Origin of the sequence: [Bacteroides] pectinophilus, assembly GCA_025146925.1 — a bacterium.
GTDB lineage: Bacteria > Bacillota > Clostridia > Lachnospirales > Lachnospiraceae > Bacteroides_F > Bacteroides_F pectinophilus.
In genome coordinates this window covers 2,806,455-2,827,242 of record CP102260.1, presented here as the reverse complement: position 1 = coordinate 2,827,242, position 20,788 = coordinate 2,806,455, and the positions used below count along the sequence as shown (strand labels likewise).

18 protein-coding genes are annotated in these 20,788 nt (G+C 43.7%); 13 read left to right on the top strand and 5 right to left on the bottom strand.

Annotation, left to right across the window (positions count from 1 at the left end; all coding sequences use genetic code 11):
• Positions 1-2: 2 nt before the first annotated feature.
• From NQ488_13450 to NQ488_13440, 3 genes are all read right to left on the bottom strand, one after another.
• Positions 3-848 (bottom strand): TPM domain-containing protein, encoded by an 846-nt coding sequence (locus NQ488_13450; protein ID UWN95532.1) that lies wholly within the window; start codon positions 846-848, stop codon positions 3-5.
• Entirely contained in the window at positions 842-1,918 is a 1,077-nt protein-coding gene (locus NQ488_13445; GenBank protein ID UWN95531.1) for a hypothetical protein, read from the bottom strand. Before NQ488_13445 ends, NQ488_13450 begins: the two co-directional genes overlap by 7 nt.
• Before the next feature lie 216 nt (positions 1,919-2,134).
• Positions 2,135-2,356, bottom strand: a complete 222-nt coding sequence (locus tag NQ488_13440) for a hypothetical protein (GenBank protein ID UWN95530.1) — start codon at positions 2,354-2,356, stop codon at positions 2,135-2,137.
• A 181-nt stretch (positions 2,357-2,537) separates the two neighbouring features.
• On the opposite strand from NQ488_13440, the gene fba reads away from it, so the two are divergent.
• The 12 genes from fba to NQ488_13380 all read left to right on the top strand — a co-directional run bounded on the left by fba (position 2,538) and on the right by NQ488_13380 (position 18,680).
• Positions 2,538-3,401: a class II fructose-1,6-bisphosphate aldolase gene (gene fba / locus NQ488_13435; protein ID UWN95529.1), complete on the top strand. Its 864-nt coding sequence runs from the start codon at positions 2,538-2,540 to the stop codon at positions 3,399-3,401.
• A 45-nt stretch (positions 3,402-3,446) separates the two neighbouring features.
• Positions 3,447-4,256 carry a class B sortase gene (locus NQ488_13430; GenBank protein UWN95528.1) on the top strand — a complete coding sequence of 270 codons (810 nt, stop codon included), beginning with the start codon at positions 3,447-3,449 and terminating at the stop codon, positions 4,254-4,256.
• Between the two features lie 261 nt (positions 4,257-4,517).
• Positions 4,518-6,641, top strand: a complete 2,124-nt coding sequence (locus NQ488_13425) for a glutamine synthetase III (protein ID UWN95527.1) — start codon at positions 4,518-4,520, stop codon at positions 6,639-6,641.
• A gap of 154 nt (positions 6,642-6,795) precedes the next feature.
• Positions 6,796-8,520, top strand: coding sequence for an ABC transporter ATP-binding protein/permease (locus NQ488_13420; protein UWN95526.1), 1,725 nt, complete (start codon positions 6,796-6,798; stop codon positions 8,518-8,520).
• Complete coding sequence (locus NQ488_13415) at positions 8,520-10,394, top strand: ABC transporter ATP-binding protein/permease (protein ID UWN95525.1); 1,875 nt, start codon at positions 8,520-8,522, stop codon at positions 10,392-10,394. Before NQ488_13420 ends, NQ488_13415 begins: the two co-directional genes overlap by 1 nt.
• A gap of 76 nt (positions 10,395-10,470) precedes the next feature.
• Entirely contained in the window at positions 10,471-10,908 is a 438-nt protein-coding gene (locus NQ488_13410) for a MarR family transcriptional regulator (protein ID UWN95524.1), read from the top strand.
• A gap of 2 nt (positions 10,909-10,910) precedes the next feature.
• Positions 10,911-12,092: an exonuclease SbcCD subunit D gene (locus NQ488_13405; protein ID UWN95523.1), complete on the top strand. Its 1,182-nt coding sequence runs from the start codon at positions 10,911-10,913 to the stop codon at positions 12,090-12,092.
• A 13-nt stretch (positions 12,093-12,105) separates the two neighbouring features.
• Positions 12,106-15,240, top strand: a complete 3,135-nt coding sequence (locus NQ488_13400) for an AAA family ATPase (GenBank protein ID UWN95522.1) — start codon at positions 12,106-12,108, stop codon at positions 15,238-15,240.
• Positions 15,241-15,250: 10 nt separating this feature from the next.
• Entirely contained in the window at positions 15,251-15,715 is a 465-nt protein-coding gene (locus NQ488_13395) for a C-GCAxxG-C-C family protein (protein UWN95521.1), read from the top strand.
• 82 nt (positions 15,716-15,797) lie between these two features.
• Entirely contained in the window at positions 15,798-16,931 is a 1,134-nt protein-coding gene (locus NQ488_13390; GenBank protein ID UWN95520.1) for a GTP-binding protein, read from the top strand.
• A 46-nt stretch (positions 16,932-16,977) separates the two neighbouring features.
• A complete protein-coding gene (locus tag NQ488_13385) occupies positions 16,978-17,922 on the top strand; it encodes a GTPase (protein ID UWN95519.1) in 945 nt (314 codons plus the stop codon).
• 20 nt (positions 17,923-17,942) lie between these two features.
• On the top strand, positions 17,943-18,680 hold the full coding sequence (locus NQ488_13380; GenBank protein UWN95518.1) for a DUF6440 family protein: 738 nt from the start codon (positions 17,943-17,945) through the stop codon (positions 18,678-18,680).
• Positions 18,681-18,737: 57 nt separating this feature from the next.
• Here NQ488_13380 and NQ488_13375 read toward each other — a convergent pair whose 3' ends face one another.
• Together NQ488_13375 and NQ488_13370 are read right to left on the bottom strand one after the other, a co-directional pair.
• Positions 18,738-19,262 (bottom strand): spore maturation protein, encoded by a 525-nt coding sequence (locus NQ488_13375; protein ID UWN95517.1) that lies wholly within the window; start codon positions 19,260-19,262, stop codon positions 18,738-18,740.
• A 4-nt stretch (positions 19,263-19,266) separates the two neighbouring features.
• Entirely contained in the window at positions 19,267-19,857 is a 591-nt protein-coding gene (locus NQ488_13370; GenBank protein ID UWN95516.1) for a nucleoside recognition protein, read from the bottom strand.
• 197 nt (positions 19,858-20,054) lie between these two features.
• Here NQ488_13370 and NQ488_13365 point away from each other — a divergent pair, with 197 nt between their 5' ends.
• A complete protein-coding gene (locus NQ488_13365; protein UWN95515.1) occupies positions 20,055-20,783 on the top strand; it encodes a LytTR family transcriptional regulator DNA-binding domain-containing protein in 729 nt (242 codons plus the stop codon).
• Positions 20,784-20,788: the final 5 nt, after the last annotated feature.

Genomic DNA, 20,788 nt, shown 5'->3' with positions numbered 1-20,788 from the left:
TACTAGAACCTGCCACCGCCGCCACCGAAGGTATGTCCGCCGCTTCCGCTGTGGGAAGAGCCTCCTGACGAACCTCCGCTGCTTTCGGAAGGCTTCGGCTTCTCGTGACGTACTCTTGATGTACGCAGATATGTATCAACACGACGGTTAACATCATACTGATTATCATGCATGTAGCTTGTGCTGTCAACAGTCATTCGTGATTTATTCTTCATGCGCAGAATACATACAACAAGCACTGCGGCAGCGGCTGCAATTCCCAATTTGACAGGCATTGCATAAAGAAGCTTTTCACTGAGTGATGCAGCTTCGCCTACGGTTGTAGTCATACCGCTGCCCCCGGCATCGGACGATGTAGGAAGATAAGTCATGTAGTCAGATGTCTTATTAATAAATGCGACGCATCCGTCATAATAATTGCCGGAAGAAAGCTTAGAAGTCACGGCAGTGACGATGTTGTCAATACGTGTGTCAGACAGATAGCGGATTGCCTTGCCTGATGTAGATATCCATACCTCACGTTCTTCCATATTGATAAGCATCAGTGCGCCGTCACCGTGAAGCTTATCGTATCCGAAATCATGCGCCATGTAAAAATCCTCTGCATAACGCATTGAAGATCTGCCTTTGGTTGAATCGGTTGTTACTATTATGAGGTCAATCTGTGATGTTTCAGCTTTGCTGACACACAGAGCTTCAAGCCTGTTTATCTGGTCTGATGTCAGAAGACCGGCATCATCGTAGACTTTCTGTCCCGTACTGTCGAATCCGCACATCATGCAGAAAAAAAGTGCCATCACAAGCAATGCGGTAATACGGGCTGTTATATGTCTGATAGTCTTTACCATAATACAACACCTCCAATCATCGCAATGATAAGTGTTACGACAAAGGTAATCATAAATGCAGCAACGCTGCGTCCTGTACTTACGGGACGGTCTGCAACAATCTTACCGGTCTGACCGTTCATGAGAAATGTGTAATCCTTGCCATTATAGCGGTAGTTAAGCATCCATACAGGAAGAAGCGCATAATATCTGGCAGTTATGCGTGAATTAGGCGTGTCGGTACGGCTTGTTACTGAGGAGTATCCGGTAAGTGTCTTATCGGCAGCTTCCTTGATGTATCTGTTGGTACGCTTATATATGCGGTCAAACATCTCTTCAGCAGTATAGTTATATCTTTCTGAAAGATATCCTGACAGATACGGCATCTCGAACTTACGGAGCTCGCTGTAATTAAATGGTTCCAGCTTATCCATATCGTCATCATTCATCTTCTCAGAGGCATCGGCAGGAATCTTCTCAAAACGTGCGGATACCTCACGTGCCACATCATAGTACTGTGTTACGGTGTAATAATAATCTGCGTGGTCTTCGCGTGATACTATGAGACCTGTTCCGTGCATAGAGTCGGTAGAATGGACATCATAGCACCAGAAAGGAACATATATGCCCGTCAGTTTATCAATCATGCTGTCGGAGCGGAGCGTTCCGGGTGTGAGAGGTCCTTTGCGTGTCCATGCCCTGAACTTTTCGACAGCAGTATCTTTGTCAAGTTTAAACGGAATAATAAGCTTTGGCTTGAATTCCCCCTCAAGTCTGTCGGCAACCAGAGTCGGATTGCCGCAGAAACCGCATATTGTCGCGGAAGTGTACTCGTCTGATACAAGCTCGGCACCACAGCTTGTGCAATGATAGACCTTCATCTCAGGCTGGTCACCGGAATCATCAGAACTGCCGGAATTATCATAACTGCCTGCCTGCGGATTGCCTGCCTGCGGATTACCGTACTTTGCCAGATACTCATTTACCGTACATGATTCCTGACATGACGGGCATGCCAGCATCTGTGTGTCCGGATCAAATACCATGACGGTACCGCATCCGGGACATTTGTAAGTGATTGTTTCGCTCAAAATAGTACCCCCTGTAATTAATTACCAATGTTCATAGTTTGTTCATATTTAATTCAACAACAATTAACATTAAAAACATTGTTTCTTCACTTTTGAAAAATATAATAGCATCATAATAAAAATTGCTTACAAGATAATATCATTTTTCATAATTGAGCTATAAATAGCTCTCCTCCCTTTTTGATCGCCCATGTGAATGGGCGATTTTTTTGCCTTTTATCCTGTAATATATGATACGACAAAGCAGATAATACCGGCAGCAACAAGAATCCAGCTGATAACGGTCTTACGTTTCTTCTGTGCAAGCGTATCTTCGGGAATCCGGTCGCGCATGTCAAAATACATCGCAAATTCTTTCTTTATTGAAATAAGCCTTACAATGCCGGCAAAAGCCAGTATAAGTCCCGCAAATGACAGAAGAAAATTCAAAAATGGCATATATTGCATTGAATATTCCAAACCTTTCTTTCTATTTAAAAATATATTAGCAAACAACTGAGAATATTGTATCATAAATTTTCTCGTTTTTGAACTTATTACTTTCAATTTTATGCCGTTTGGGGTATAATTAAGATACTTTAGAGCGCTGACCGCCCTGAGGCGGAGAATGGAGGAGTTTATGTTAGTTTCAGCTAAAGAGATGTTGGAGAAAGCAAGAGATGGAAAGTATGCAGTAGGTCAGTTCAATATTAATAATCTTGAATGGACTAAGACAATCCTTCTTACTGCGCAGGAGATGAATTCACCTGTAATTCTTGGTGTGTCTGAGGGCGCAGGCAAGTATATGACAGGATTCAAGACTGTAGCCAATATGGTTAACGGAATGATTGAATGTCTTAATATTACGGTTCCTGTAGCACTTCATCTTGATCATGGAACATATGACGGATGCTATAAGTGTATTGAAGCAGGATTTTCATCAATCATGTTCGATGGCTCACACTATCCTATAGATGAGAATGTAGACAAGACAAGGGAGCTTGTTGAAGTATGTGCCGGGAAGGGTCTTTCGCTTGAGGCTGAGGTAGGTGCTATCGGTGGTGAAGAGGATGGCGTTATCGGTATGGGCGAGTGCGCAGATCCTGATGAGTGTAAGAGAATTGCAGACCTCGGAGTTACAATGCTTGCAGCGGGTATCGGTAATATCCACGGTAAGTATCCGGCTAACTGGGCAGGCTTAAGCTTTGACACACTTGCAGCAATCAAGGAGAAGACGGGAGATATGCCACTTGTACTTCACGGTGGTACGGGAATTCCTGAAGATATGATTAAGAAGGCAATCTCACTTGGAGTTGCAAAGATTAATGTTAATACAGAGTGCCAGCTTGCATTTGCAGCAGCTACACGTAAGTATATTGAGGAAGGCAAAGACCTTGAGGGCAAGGGATTTGACCCACGTAAGCTTCTTGCTCCGGGCTGTGAGGCAATCAGAGCAACTGTTAAGGAGAAGATGGAACTCTTTGGCTCTGTTAATAAGGCCTGATTATAAGGCGTGAAGCATACAGATAACGGGCAGGATATTATATTTATGAAACAGAATTCAAAGACCTATGACATCATCAGGTACATAGTGCTTGGTGCTGCGGTAGTGGTATTCCTTGTGGCGGCAGGAATGCTTATCCACATTTTCATGGAATATAAAAAAGGCACGGACATATATGAGAATATAAGCAGTTCGGTGCTTACACCTGTCGATAAGCCGACAGGTGACGGAACGGATACTTCTTCGGATGAGGAGGAGAATCTTCCGTTTGTGTATGATCATCAGGCACTTCTGAATATTAATTCCGAAGGTCAGGGATATCTTTATATACCGTCAATTGACCTGAGATTACCGGTAGTGCAGGGAACAGATAATGAATATTATCTCAATCATACATTTAACAAAGTTTATAACGCGGCAGGAGCACTGTTCATTGATTCCAGGGTAGACAAAGGACTGGGTGGCTCTAACGTTATAATATACGGTCATAATATGAAGAATGGCAGCATGTTTGCCAAGCTTGCTTACTATAAGAATGAATCATTCTACAGGCAGCAGGGCAATGATGTATTCTACATATATACCGGTGATGAGATTCGCGAGTACAGGATATTTGATGCTTTTGAGAATGATCCGGAAGGATATGTGTATACGTGTAATTTCGGTACGGCATCACAGCTTCAGGAATATGCTTCCACAGTGAAGTCGTATTCTTTATATGACACGGGAGTTGATGTGTCGTCAGCAACGCAGGTTGTAACATTCTCAACATGTACCGGTGACGGCGCGAGAAGAATCATAGTTCAGGGTATATATGTCGGAAGCAGGACTGATAAACAGACTTCTGATAATTAGGCTTGCAATGACACAACATCAGCAACATGACGCCGGAATAGCTGATTCTTTGTATGATAAGCGTTTTTAAGTTAAGTTTTTTAAGAAAATTTTAAAAAACACTTGCAATTTGCAAAGATATGAGTTATTTTAATTACAGGCTAAGCGGCCGGTAATTTAATGTAGTTTGACTGAGCAGGACAACGGCGTTCCTTTTTTTAAGGGGCGCCTTTTTTTATGACCGGCTTCTTAAAATCAAATCGTGAAAGGAAGATATGACACATGGAAGAGAAGTACACAATTTCTGACATTTTCGGTGAGAACGTGTTCAGCGACAAGGTTATGCAGGAACGTCTCCCAAAGAAGGTTTACAAGAATCTTAAGAAGACAATGGCAGGTCTTCAGGAACTCAGCATGGGTGATGCAGATGTCATTGCAAAGGCAATGAAGGATTGGGCAGAAGAAAAGGGTGCAACACATTACACCCATATATTCCAGCCACTTATCGTAAGTCTTGCGGCAGAGAAGCATGATGCATTTGTTACTAACCCTGATGAATCAGGCAACATGATTACACAGCTTTCAGGCAAGGCACTCATTATGCAGGAACCTGATGCATCATCATTCCCTTCAGGCGGAACAAGAGATACATGCGCTGCAAGAGGTTATACATTCTGGGATGTGACATCACCTGTTTATATCAAGACAGGCAAGATTGGCGCAGTTCTCTGTATACCTGCTGTATTCTGTTCTTACACAGGCATCACACTTGACAAGAAGGCTCCGCTTCTCCGTTCAATTGAAGCAGTCAGCAAGGAAGCAATGAGAATTGTTAAGCTTGTAGATCCTGAGACAGAGGCAACTAAGGTTGGAGCATCTGTAGGACCTGAGCAGGAATATTTCGTAATTGACAGAGATAAGTATCTTGCAAGAAAGGATCTTGTATTTACAGGACGTACACTTTTCGGTGCTGCTCCTTGTAAGGGACAGGAACTTGATGACCAGTACTTTGGTGTTATTCCTGAGAAGGTTGGCGAGTTCATGAAGGATCTTAATACTGAGTGCTGGAAGCTTGGTATTACTGTAACAACACAGCATAACGAAGTTGCTCCGGGACAGCATGAACTTGCACCTATATATTCAGAGGCTAATATAGCAGTTGATAACAACCTTGCAGTTATGGAGATTGTTAAGAAGGTAGCTGAGCGTCATGGCCTTGCATGTCTGCTTCATGAGAAGCCGTTTGCAGGCGTTAACGGTTCAGGTAAGCATAACAACTGGTCACTTGCTACAGATACAGGTGTTAACCTTCTTGATCCGGGCGATAATCCTGCAGAGAACAAGCTTTTCCTTCTTACTCTTGCATGTATCGTTAAGGGTGTTGATACTCACGCAGATCTGCTTCGTCAGTCAGCATCAGATGTAGGTAATGACCACAGACTTGGTGCTCAGGAGGCACCTCCGGCTATCATCTCTATCTTCCTTGGTGACCAGCTTGAGGATATTGTTAAGCAGATTATCGAGAAGGGTAAGGTTGATTCAGTTATCGAGGGCAGCAGGTTGGATCTCGGAATCAGCACAGTTACTCCTATGAAGAAGGATGCTACAGACCGTAACAGAACATCACCGTTTGCATTTACAGGTAATAAGTTCGAGTTCCGTATGGTTGGTTCTAATGATTCTATATCAGCACCTAATACAACTCTTAATGCAATCGTTGCAGAAGCTTTCAGTGATGCGGCAGATGAGATTGAGGCAGCTTCTGATAAGGCTGCTGCAATTGATGCGGTTACAAGAAAGTATCTTACAGAGCACCAGAGAGTAATCTTCAATGGCAACGGATACTCAGATGAGTGGGTAGCTGAAGCTGAGAAGAGAGGACTTCCTAACATCAAGTCTATGGTTGATGCAACGGAGACTCTTACAACTGACAAGGCAATCGAGCTGTTTGGCAAGTTTGGTATCATGAACGAGACAGAGCTTAAGCTTAGAGAAGAAGTACTCTATGAGACATATGCAAAGGTTATCAACATTGAGGCTCAGACAATGATTGATATGGCTCAGACAGAGATTCTTCCTGCTGTTATGGCTTACGCAACTAACCTTGCCGCTTCTGTTAATGAGATTCAGGCAGCATGTGAGGATGCAGATGTATCATATGAGACAGACACACTTAAGGAGACATCGGCTCTTCTTGCTGAGGCAAAGAAGGCAGTAGCAGCACTTAAGGATGCAAGACAGAAGGCAGCATCACAGGAGTGTCCAAAGTGTTCGGCACACAGCTACCATGATGATGTAATGCCGGCAATGACAGCACTCAGAGCACCTGTAGACAAGCTTGAGACAATCGTCGATAAGGATATCTGGCCGATTCCTACATATGCAGATATGCTTTTTGAATTCTAATCAGGCATAAATAAATATAATAATTGGACGTGCGCAGCCCGGAAAGACAATTAAGGTCTTTCCGGGCTGCTTTTGTGTTGACAAAACTGATTGATGAGAATACAATAGTTGCACATGCAATAATTACATATGCAATTTGAAAGGAGGATATTCCATGAAGGAATTTCTGTCTTATGTCAGACCGTATAAGAAGGAAGCATTTCTTGCGATATTCTGCATACTTTCGGAAACCGTGTTTGAACTTGTGATTCCTCTTGTTATGGCTTCGATTGTGGATGTCGGAGTAGCTAATGCGGATACACATTATATTTTGATGAAGGGCGCCCAGATGCTCTTATTTGCGCTGATTGCGCTCGGACTCGGAATCGGGTCTTCAATATATTCGGCAAAGTGCAGCCAGGGAGTGGGGGCGGAGCTTCGTAAGGCTGAGTTTGCCAGGCTGCAGCAGTTCTCATTCGCCAATACGGATCACTTTAGCAGTGCATCACTTGTGACAAGGCTTACAAGTGATGTTACAACTATACAGAACGCACTTGCAGGAGGAATGCGGCCGGGCTTCCGTTCGCCGGTGATGATGATTACGGCGATGACGGCAAGCTTTCTTATCAATGCCAGGCTGGCGCTTGTGTTCCTTGTGGCAGCACCGGTGCTTGCAGTCATTCTCTTTATTATAATAAGCCATGTACGACCGATGTATACGGTTATGCAGGGAGCAATTGATAAGGTTAACAGGATTATTCAGGAGAATCTTACTGCGGTAAGGGTAGTTAAGTCATATGTCAGGGGTGACTATGAGAAAGAGAAGTTTGATGAAGTTAATGATAATCTGCAGACAGCGTCTGAGAGCGCATTCAGGACGGCTACACTTAATATGCCGGCAATGCAGTTCATAATGTATTCAACAATTCTCGCAATCCTGTGGTTTGGCGGCAATCTGCTTACGGTTGGCGGAATGAAGGTTGGTGAGCTTACCGGATTTTTGAGCTACGTACTTCAGGTACTTAATTCACTTATGATGTTCTCTAATGCATTTCTTATGGTTACGAGAGCAATGGGTTCGTGGAAGCGTATAAGTGAAGTTATGGATGAGCAGATTGATATTGGAGAGGAACGTGCCGGAGATATTGAGGTACGGCATGGAGACATAGTATTTGACCATGTTTCATTCAAGTATAATAAGGATGCAGCTGAGAATGTTCTTACAGATATATCGCTTCATATAGAAGCCGGGCAGACAATCGGAATAATCGGTCAGACGGGAGCTGCCAAGAGTACGCTCGTACAGCTGATTCCAAGACTTTATGAGGCTGTGGAAGGTACGGTATATGTAGACGGACATCCGGTGTGGGAATATCCGCTTGAGGGTCTCCGTGATTCGATTGCCATGGTTCTTCAGAAGAATACACTCTTTTCCGGGACTGTTAAGGATAATCTTAAGTGGGGCAATGAGAATGCCACGGATGAGCAGATAGATGAAGCATGCAGGCTTGCGTGTGTTGATGAATTTATCGGAAGACTTGAGAATGGATATGACACTGAGATGGGGCAGGGCGGTGTCAATGTGTCCGGCGGACAGAAGCAGAGACTCTGTATTGCCAGAGCTATTCTGAAAGAGCCTAAGGTACTGATACTTGATGATTCGACGAGTGCGGTGGACACGGCAACTGAAGGTAAGATAAGGGAAGGACTTGCAAAGAGCCTTCCGGATACGACGAAGATTATAATTGCACAGAGAATTACATCTGTGATGGATGCAGACCGGATATTTATACTTGATGACGGAAGGCTTGTGGCAAGTGGTACACATGAGAGTCTTCTTGCATCTAATGCAATCTATCAGGATATATATTATTCTCAGCAGGAGGGGGCGAATCTGTAATGGCGAGAGCAGTTAATTTCAGCAGACCTAAGGATACGAAGAAAGCTCTTAAGCATGTGCTTGAATATCTTGGACATCATAAGTGGCAGATGCTCCTTGTAGCAGTGCTTGTAGCAATAAGTGCGCTTGCAGGAATAGTAGGAACATATATGCTTAAGCCGGTCATTAATAAGTATATAATACCCGGTGATATCAGAGGTCTGATTAAGGCACTGGTGTTTATGGGATGTATGTATCTTGTGGGAGCATTTTCATGTTTTGCGTATAACCAGCTTATGGTTCATATTTCGCAGCAGGTAGTAAGAGAGATAAGAAGTGATCTGTTCAGTCATGTCCAGAAGCTTCCGCTTGCATATTTTGATGCGCACACGCATGGTGAGATGATGAGCCGTTTTACCAATGATGTTGATACAATAAGCGAAGCTCTGAATAGCAGCTTTGCAATGATGATTCAGAGTTTTATCACGGTTGCCGGAACACTTACCATGATATTTGTGCTTAACTGGCGGCTGTCACTTATAGTTGTATTCTTCCTTATTTGTATGATTACTTTCATGTGGTATAATGGCAGGAGAAGTAAAAAGTATTTTTCAAGACAGCAGGAATGTCTGGGAAGTATTAACGGCTTTGTTGAGGAGATAGTGGCAGGACAGAAGGTTGAGAAGGTATTTAATCATGAGAGGCAGGATTATGAAGAATTCTGCAGAAGGAATGAAGCATTCAGGGAGTCGGCAACCAAGGCACTGGCGTATTCGGGAATGACAGTACCCGGGATTGTTTCGCTGTCATATTTTAACTATGCTGTTTCAGCATGTGTAGGAGGTCTCTTTGTAATTGCCGGACTTACGGATATAGGTACACTTGCTTCGTACCTTGTGTATGTAAGACAGAGTGCCATGCCTATGAACCAGTTTACACAGCAGGTCAACTTCCTGCTTGCGGCACTTTCGGGTGCGGAGCGTATATTTGATATGATGGATGAGCCGGCAGAGATTGATGAGGGACCGGTTACATTATGCAATGTAAGGAATAATCCTGATGGAGAGCCGGCAGAATGTGAGGAGTTCACACAGAACTTTGCGTGGAAGGTGCCTGTGGAGGATAATACAGACGGAGGTAAGGAATATAAGCTTGTGCCGCTTAAGGGTGATGTAAGGTTCTCGGATGTGGTATTCGGATATAATGAAGATAAAGTGATTCTGAACGGCATCAGCCTGTATGCAAAGCCCGGACAGAAGATTGCATTTGTCGGTTCGACAGGTGCAGGCAAGACGACAATAATTAACCTTATCAATCGTTTTTATGAGATTAACAGCGGTACGATAACATATGACGGAATAGACATAAAGGATATCCGTAAGGATGACCTGAGACGATCGCTGTCTATGGTTATTCAGGATACGCATCTGTTTACCGGAACGATTGCTGATAATATACGTTACGGAAGACTTGATGCAACAGACGGGGATGTTAGGAATGCGGCACTTGTTGCCAACGCGCATTCATTTATAAAGAGGCTTCCTAACGGATATGATACTGTGCTTCACAGTGATGGTGCGAACCTGTCGCAGGGACAGAGGCAGCTGCTTGCAATAGCAAGGGCAGCAATATCAAGACCTCCGGTGCTTATTCTTGATGAAGCGACAAGTTCAATCGATACCAGAACAGAGAAGCTTATTGAGAAGGGCATGGATGCAATTATGGATGGAAGAACCGTATTTGTAATTGCACACAGGCTTTCAACGGTACGTAATTCTAAGGCTATAATGGTACTTGAGCATGGTGAGATAATAGAGCGCGGCAGTCATGAGGAGCTGCTTGAACAAAAGGGAAGATATTATAAGTTATATACCGGGCAGTTCGAACTTGAATAGAAGAGGTATGCCAGAGCCGTGACAATCTGAGGCGTGTATATAATAGCGCATATTTGTGCGGGAACGGAGAACAGTAATGAAGAAGAATGAGATAAGGGTTGAACTTTTAAGAATAGAGAGAGATCGTAAGAACCTTATGATGCCTTATCTTGCGGCACTTGGGCTTACATTCGGACAGGGGCAGGCAAGAATTCTTGATACGCTTCTGACCAAAGACCATATAACACAGAAGACACTTGCGGATATTTGTTATATGGATGTGGCTACGGTATCAAGAAGCCTTGACAGGCTGGAGGAAGCAGGATTCCTTGTAAGGGAACGTGACCCGGAGTGCAGAAGGTCATTCCTTATATGTCTTACGGAACAGGGAAAGATTGAAGCAGCCAAGGCACGCGAAGGACTTAAGAAGCTTGATAATGTGATTTGCAAGGGACTGTCCGATGATGAACTTAATGCGCTGCATAGCGTGCTTGTTAAGATATCGGATAATCTTGAGGAATGCAGGGAGTTATAGTTATGAGATTTTTTCATATGTCGGACCTTCATATCGGCAAGCAGCTTCATGAGAGAAGTCTGCTTGATGACCAGAGGCATGTACTTACACGCGTTGTGGAGTATGTACGTGAGTACAGCCCCGATGCAGTTATAATTGCAGGTGATGTATATGATAAGTCACTTCCGTCAGCCGAAGCGGTTACAGTGTTTGATGATTTTATTGTTAATCTTGCGGATACGGGCACTACAGTTATGCTTATAAGCGGCAATCATGATTCGGCAGAGAGGCTTAACTATGGCAGCAGAATCTTCACAAAATCCAACATCCACGTGGCAGGAATGCCTCCGCGCAACAGTGGGGACCATCTTAAGAGTGTGGTGCTTAAGGATGAATATGGGGAAGTCACTTTCTGGCTGATGCCATTTATTAAGCCGGGTTATGTCAAGGGCGTATTTGCAGACGAGAATGCAGTTGGGGCTTCTACAGACGCAGTTGGGGATTGCTGCAGTTCTTATGACAGTGCAGTTCATGCAGTTATAGCAAGGGAGAATATTGACTATTCAGAACGTAATGTTATCGTGTCACATCAATTCTATACTAATGGACAGACGCAGCCGTCAAGAACTGATTCTGAGACTATAAGTGTAGGCGGAATTGATAATGTTGATGTCAGTGCCGTTAAGGATTTTGACTATGCTGCGCTTGGCCATATACACAGAGGACAGAAGGTCGGATATGATTATGTAAGGTATTGCGGAACAATGCTTAAGTATTCAGTAAGTGAACGTGAAGATAATAAGGCACTTCTTATGGTAGATATGAAAGAGAAGGGCAAACCGGCTGAGATAACGGAGCTTAAGCTTGATGCGCTGCATGATGTAAGACTGATAAAGGGAAAGTTTGATGAGATAGTAAGGCAATATTCCGATAAGAATACGAATGACTACGTCAGTGTTGTGCTGACTGATGAGAATGAGGTTTATAATGCACGTCAGACTCTTATTGATATATTTCCGAATCTGTTATCTGTGAGTGTGGACAATTCAAGGACGAACAGGGAGTACGTGGAAGAGTATGATGATGTGAATGTATCTTTGGATGAACTGTTTGCAGAATTCTTCCGCAGGATGCAGGGAAGAGATATGTCAGATGATGAGCGCAGGGCAATGGAAGATGTAATTAATATATCATGCCGGCAATGAGGATGGAATTAGAATGAGACCAATAAGACTTACAATGTCAGCATTCGGCTCGTATGCGGACAGGGTGACAATTGAATTTGACAGGGGAAGAGAAGGACTTTTCCTGATTACGGGTGACACTGGCTCAGGCAAGACGACTATTTTTGATGCAATCATGTATGCACTCTACGATGAGACGAGTGGCGGCAACAGAAGCGGTAATATGATGCGCAGCCAGTATGCGGATGCAGATACGGATACATGGGTAGAATTTACGTTTGAGTATGGGAACAACATATATTCAGTAAGGCGTAACCCTGAGTACATACGTCAGAGTAAGCGCCGCAATGCGGACGGCTCGGCCAGATATACAACGGAGAAGCCGGATGTTACACTTACAATGCCTGACGGAAGTGAATTTACCGGTAATAAGAAAGAGGTTAACGGTAAGATTGTTGAGATAATCGGGCTGGATGCAAAGCAGTTTGCGCAGGTGGCAATGATTGCGCAGGGTGATTTCATGAAGCTTTTGTATGCGGATTCTGATGACAGAAGAGAGATATTCTCCAGGATATTCAGGACGGAGGATTATCAGAGGATTCAATATGAGCTTCAGGCCAGATATAAGAATATATACGGCCAGCTTGAGGATAACCGGAAGATATATGATTCACGGATTGGACAGATTAAAGTAACGGAAGCTTATAATGAGAGATACCGGCAGCTTTGTGAGAGAAAAGAACCGGATTACGAGGAGTCTCTGACGCTGCTTGGCGATATAATTGCATCACAGCAGTCATTATACGACAGCCTGAATGCTGAGAAGGACGAGCTTACGGGACAGAGAGATAATAATAATGCAGCTATCGGGAGAGCGAAGCAGACTAACAGCCTGTTTGATGAATATGATAAAGCTGCGGCGGAGACTTTGGATATTGAGCAGAGAAGACCTCAGGCAGATGGCATGAGACGTGAGCTTGAAGCAGCAAAGCGTGCAGCGGCAGTGGCTGTATTGGATGATAAGAGAACAGATGCAGAAGAGAAGCTGAGACAGTCTGAGAAGCGGGTGAAGGAACTTGCCACATGGATTGATGAAGCTGCAAAAAGGCTTGACAGGCAGAGTGCGGAGCTTTCCGGCATAAGTGCAGTATATAATGACGAATGTCCTAAGCTCAGGCTGCAGGCTGAGGAGATTAGAAAAAGCATTCCGGATTATGACACATTTGGCAGCAGGAAGAAGGAATTTGATGCTCTTAATAATAGGAAGAAAGACCTTAACAATCAGAAAGCAGCATTAGAAGAGGAATTAAGCAGGCAAAAGGCATATCAGGACGGTATAACAGCATTTCAGAACGGGAACGCTGACTGTATGGTAAGGCTCGAAAAGGTTAATAACACAATAAGCGACAAAAAGGATACTCTTGACAGAATCAGGAAGATTGAAGATTTGCAGGAGCAGCTTTTAAAGATGCGCAAGAGGCATGAACAGAAAAGCAGTGAGTACCTTAATGCACGGAATGAATATGAACATGCCAGTGCGTGCTATGAGAGGCTTGAAGCATTATTCATGAGCGGACAGGCGGGAATACTTGCAAGGCAGCTTGAAGACGGAATGCCGTGCCCGGTATGTGGTTCTGTAATTCACCCAAATCCGGCGGCTTTTAATAATGAAGATGTAACGCAGGCATCGGTTGATGAAGCAAGAAGGTCAAGAGACAAGGCAGATGCTGCAAGGCAGAATATGTATACAGAAACAGTCATTGCCAAAAGTGAATGTGATAATCAGATTAAGCTTATCGAACAGAGCATTCAAAGTGTTATGGGAGATGATGGGCAGGATGAAGATATTACCGGACTCAAGCTTAAGACAGAAAAAGAACTCACTGATGTCGGTGAAGAGATGCGTAAGCTTAACGAGACAGCACGCATTTACAGAGACAATGAGGATAAGCTTAAGAAGCTTACATCAGACCTTAGTGATATGAGTGTCAGGGTTGATTCACTAAAGAATGAGATATCGCAGGATGAGGTACAGCTTGCACACATGGAGTCAGAGATATCGGCACTGTCCAAGAACCTGAGATATTCAGACCGTTCGGAAGCCGAGAAGATTATGAAAGAGCTTGAAGACAGGATAGCGGCAGTTGAGAAGTCCTGGCTCAGCCGGCAGGAGCTTGTGGCGAATCTTCAAAAAGAGCTTGCAGGAAAACGTGGAGAAGCGGATAATGAACAGAAAGGGGCGGAGAAGTTAAGGGAAACTTATGAAGCTGCATGCAGAGCATTGGCAGACTCGGTTGAATCTGAAGGATTTGCCTCTGAAGCCGAATATAAAGAAGCAAAGCGGGATAAGGTAGCAATGGCGGTGCTTGAGGCCGGGATTGCCGAATATGACAGGGAAGTAGCCGATAATGCTGTAAAGATTAAGACGCTGGCCGCCCAGATTGACGGAAAGATGCGTGTTGATACGCAGGAGGCTGAGGCGGCAGTCGTACGAATTGAGAAGCTTATCCGCGAAAAATCAGGTCATATGGGTGAACTCTATGCGGATATAAGGGCTAATCAGGAGATAGCTGATGAGTTTGCAAAGATGTCAGAAGAACGCGCGGGCGCAATGCATAAGTACAGGATATATGCAACGCTTTACAATACGGCGAACGGAAGTCTTACAGGCAGCGTCAAGATTAATTTTGAGACATTTGTATTAAGACAGTATTTCAAAAAGATAATAAGTGCAGCCAACAGGAGGCTGTCGGCAATGAATGACGGGCAGTGGTGCCTTATGTGCCGTGACATTGATAATATAGACAATAAGGGCAGAAAGTCGGGGCTTGATATAGATGTCCATGATGAACTTACTAATTCAGTGAGGGATGTTAAGACACTGTCAGGCGGAGAGACATTTATGGCAGCGCTTGCAATGGCGCTCGGAATGTCTGATATAATACAGAACAGGACAGGGGCAGTGCGCCTTGATACAATGTTTATTGATGAGGGCTTCGGTTCACTTGATGATTATTCAAGGCAACAGGCGATTAATATACTAAAAGGTCTTGCGGACGGCAGACGTATGATTGGAATTATATCGCATGTTACGGAACTGAAGGAGCAGATAGAATGTCAGCTTGTGGTAAGCAAGACAGGAAGGGGAAGCAGTGTGAAGTGGAGGTAGAAGGCAGATTATGACACGTAAAGAAAAGGCAGTACAGCTTTTTAAAGAGGGATACAACTGTGCACAGTCGGTATTCGGCGCATATGCGGATCTGTATGAGATTCCGGCGGATATGGCATTCAGGATATCGGCATCATTTGGCGCCGGAGTAGGCAGAATGCGTGAGGTGTGCGGATGTGTATCAGGAATGTCACTTGTGGCAGGATTTGAGACAGGAGCAACGGAAGGCGCTGACAGAGATGCCAAGGCACATAATTACGCGGTTGTACAGGAGATGGCGAAGAAGTTCAGGGAACGGTCAGGAGGAAGCATAATATGTAAGGAACTGCTTGGACTTAAGAAGCCGGAGGGAAGCACAGTGCCGGCAGAGCGTAATGCAGATTACTATAAGAAGAGACCGTGTGTCGAGCTTATCGGGGTTGCATGCGATATTATTGAAGAGACATTTGACCTCGGAGGACATCCGCTGGCTTGACAGATGTTGTATAATTCTACTGTGAGAACTGTTAGATATATAGTGGTGCAAGCCGCATCATAAGAAAGGAAGTAATAGAGCAATGACAAAGGTAGATATAATTTCAGGATTCCTCGGAGCAGGAAAGACTACATTAATTAAGAAGCTTCTTCTTGAGGCACTCAAGGGACAGCAGGTTGTACTTATTGAGAATGAATTCGGTGAGATTGGCGTAGACGGCGGATTCCTTAAGGATGCCGGAATTGAGATCAGAGAGATGAATTCAGGCTGTATATGCTGCTCACTCGTAGGTGATTTTGGTACAGCACTTAAGGATGTAATTGATAAGTATCATCCGGACAGAATCATTATCGAGCCTTCAGGCGTAGGTAAGCTTTCAGACGTAATCAAGGCTGTAAAGGATCTTCATATCGAGAATGAGATTGAGCTTAACAGCGCATCTACAGTTGTAGATTCACTTAAGGCAAAGGTATATATGAAGAACTTCGGTGAGTTCTTTAATAACCAGATTGAGCATGCCGGAACAGTAATCCTCAGCCGTACACAGAATCAGACAGAGGAGAAGCTTGATGCAGTCATAAAGATGATGCGTGAGCTTAACCCTAACGCACATATTATTACAACACCATGGGATGACCTTGACGGAGCACAGATCCTGTCAGCCATGGAGAATGTTACTAACCTTGAGCTTGAGCTTCTTGCAGAGCATGCTGAGGCAGAGCATCAGGCACATGAGCATGAGCATCATCACCATGAGGATGGCGGGGAGTGCTGCTGCGGACATCACCACGATCATGACGGGGATGAGCATCATCACGATCATGACGAAGATGAGCACGAGCACCATCATCACCATGAAGATGGCGAGGAGTGTTGCTGTGGACATCATCATGACCATGACGAGCATGACCATGAGCATCATCATCACCATCACGCAGATGAAGTATTTACAAGCTGGGGCGTAGAGACACCTAATAAGTTTACAAGACAGCAGCTTGATGAGATACTTAATAAGCTTGCCAACAGTGAAGAGTTCGGTCAGATACTCCGTTCAAAGGGTATGCTTTCAGATAAGGAAGGCAAGTGGATGTACTTTGACCTTGTACCGGGCGAGTATGAGATAAGAGAAGGAAAGCCTGATTTTACAGGACGTATCTGCGTAATCGGTTCTAAGCTTGCAGAGGATAAGCTTAAGGAGCTGTTCGGTGTCAACTAGATCTGATGCCGGGTAACATTTAACCAAACATGAATGGAGATTATTAATGGATCAGAATTATGAGATTCCGGTATTTCTTATAGATGGATTCCTTGACAGCGGTAAGACTACATTTATAACAGAGACTATAGAGCAGGGACAGTTTGATGAGGCAGAGAAGAAGCTTCTTATTGTCTGTGAAGAGGGCGAGAATGAATATGACGAAGCTATGCTGAAGAAGCATAAGATGGACATGGTCGTACTTGAGAAGGAAGACTTTACTGCCGAGAAGCTTACAGAGCTTGATAAAAAATATGACCCATGGCTTGTTGTAATCGAATACAACGGAATGTGGGAGATGTCGCTTCTGGATGAGCTTAAGAAGCCATTCGGATGGACAATATATCAGAGAATAACACTTGTTAATGCCGGTACATTTGAGCTTATGTGGAATAACATGAAGTCAACAATGGCAGAGACCATGAGAAGCGCAGAGATGGTAATATTCAACCGCTGTGAGAAGGGAATGAACCTTGGCGGTTTCAGAAGAAGCGTTAAGATTCTTAACGGATTCGCACAGATAGTATTCGAGAATACTAACGGTGAGATTGCATCAATAGCAGAGCAGCTTCCTTATGATATTAATGCAGATGTCATAGATGTTGATGATTCTGATTATGGTATCTGGTATATGGATGTGTCGGAGAGACCTGAAGTCTATAAAGATAAAAAGGTAAGATTCAAGGCACAGGTATACAAGGGCAAGAAGTTCGCAGCCAAGACATTCGTCCCGGGACGTAAGGCAATGACATGCTGTGAGGCTGATACGGCATTTATCGGATATATATGTAATTATCCTGACGTTGCATCGCTTACTGAGCGTTCATGGGTATATGTAGAAGCAGTTATCAAGTATGAGTTCCAGATGTCATACCGCAAGAAGGGTCCGGTTCTTTATGCATCAAGCGTAACACCGGCTGAGCCTGCTGCGGAAGAGATGGTTTATTTCTAAGTCATAATAAAGAGGTGTTTATGAAGGATAAAGACAACAACAATGATGAAGAGCTTAAGAAGGATGAGAAGCCTGAAAAGCCTGAAGACAAAGATAAAGATAATTCTGCAGACAGGCAGGAAGATCCGTATGCATATGAAGACGGCGAGTTCAATCCTGATGAGTGGGATGAGCAGCATCCGACAAGAAAGCGTACCCGTGTTATGCAGAAGGGGCTTGGAATAGTAGTCAGCATTGTTGCATTAATTCTTTTTGCACTTTTGTTTGTTGTGGAATTCCGCTCATACACTAAGGTGAAGAAGAATGATAACACTTATGTAAGTACCGACAACAAGGAAGTTAAGGAAGACGTTACAACGAGTATACTTAACATAATTGAGACGGGCAGCAATTATACGATATATCTCGACAGTGAGACCGGGATAGAGTATGTTATGTTCAAGGTCGGATCTTCAATAAGTATACAGCCGCTTATTAATCCTGACGGTTCATATAAGCAGTATGTTGAACCTACAACCCCTGCTGGTGGTGCGGCCTCAGAGGCGACTACAAAACATAGCTGGATTGACGGATTTAAAAAGCAGCCGGAAAAGGAGCAGACAACACAGAGTACGGCTACGGTTGGCGCAAGTCTGCCGGAAGCAGTTCATAACAAGTCTGTAACTGCTCCGTCATACAGCAGTGCATCGGCAACACAGGCGGCACAGGGAGAGACAGAACCTGTAACAGCTCCGGCTGACCGTGCGGCAGTACAGTAATTATGGGCAGACTGATGTGGGCTCCGGTCTTTTGATTCCGGTATCATAATATTTATTTTACAGCATTCCTGCAATCAACACGCTTGCGGCGATGCCGGCGAATGTGCATAACAGCGCACCCGGCAGAGTCCAGCGTGTTTTTTTGATGCCTGCAGCTATGCAGTAGACACTCATCGTATAAAAAATGGTTTCGGTGCAGCTCATCATGATTGATGTCACAAGACCTATGTACGAATCGGGACCGTATTTGTCGAATATATCAAGCGACAGTCCGGTCGCAGCAGATGATGAGAACATTCTTACAAACACTACCGGAATAAGCTCGGCAGGAAATGCAATCTTTGAGGACAGACCTGCCGTAACCTGTGCAAGCATATCAAGAAAGCCGGATGCCCGCAGAACGCCTACACCTACCATAAGCCCTATAAGAGTCGGCAGAATTCCGGCAACTGTCTTCATGCCCTCCTTTGCGCCATCTACAAAATCATCATATACAGGGCGTTTCTTTTTCATTCCGTAGACAACAATCCCAAGCAGAACTGCAGGAATAATAAAATCAGATATAATAAGGAAAAATTTCATTCAATCACCCTAATCCTTTCTTGCGCGCACATGCAAGTTTACAGAAAATAATTCCGGCGGCGGTAGATATTGATGTGGCAATTATTGCCGGACCTATTATTGCAGCCGGGTTGGCAGAGCCGTACTGGCTCCGGTATGCGATTATATTCACCGGGATAAGCTGGATTGATGAAATATTTATTACAAGAAACGCACACATTGCATCACTCGCACTGTCCGGGTGCTCCGTATTAAGTTCGGACAGGGATTTCATTGCCATAAGACCTGCCGGGGTTGCCGCCCATCCAAGCCCCAGAAAATTAGCAATCATATTGGTTGAGATGTGTGACATCGCCGGATGATTGTCCGGTACATTTGGGAAAAGCCAGTGCATGACAGGCAGGAGCCTTCGCGTGAGTGCCTCAATGATACCGCTCCGCGTTGCTATTTCCATAAGCCCCGTCCACAGAGACATTACACCAAGCATGGTGATGCAGAGCTCAACGGCATCTTTGGCAGAATCCAGAGCACCATTCGTTACATCAGCCATGTGCCCGGTAAGTGCGCCGTATATAACTCCGATAATAATAAGAACAGCCCATATGTAGTTGAGCATAGAAGCCTCCGCAAGGTGATACTGATATTCTATTGTATGCGGGGGAGTGGGGAAGTGTGCAGGAAAGATTGGTGTCTTGGAATGTTTTATATTGCATCTTAATGTAAATAAATTCAGGTGCTATTGAAAAATTATAATAATGTTCTATAATTAAATTTATAATATATTATAAAAGGGTATTAATTGGAGCATACACTATGGATAATAATATAAATATTGCAATATGTGATGATGATGAGAACATTATGAAGCGTATAGTCCCTGTAATTGAAAGTGTATACAAAGAAAAATATGCTGAAAAGGGTGTAGGAATCAGTTTCTTTTATTACAGAGATGGTGACAAGCTGGTTGATAATTATATACGCGATAATATCGATGTAGTATTTATGGATATAGAGCTGGATAATAATGTATCAGGTTTTGAAGTAGCAAAAAGATTAGGCACAATAATTACAGATCCGGGAATAGTCTATATGACGAACTACGATCAATATGTATATGAATCATTTGTGTGCCGTCCGTTGGGATTTATAAGAAAAAAATCTATAGAAAAGGATATATGGTTTGCCATCTCTTCTGTGCAGGAATACATAATGAAGAAAAGAAGAGTTGTTGTATTCAGTGATAATTCAAAGAAATTGGCAATTCAGATTGACAGAGTCCGGATAATAGAGGTGTATAACCATGAGATGAGGCTTGAAACAGATGACAATGTGATTTCAATCAGGGATCAGCTATCGCATCATATAAAAGAATTACAGGACTGTGGATTTGTAACTATATACAGAGGGATGATGATTAATTTAAGGTATGTTGCAGATATTCGGCCATATAAAGTAAAGCTTGTTAATGGGAGAAGCATTGATATCAGTAAAGACAGGTACAAAAGTGTACAAAATGAATGGATGTATTACAAAATGATGTGACAGAG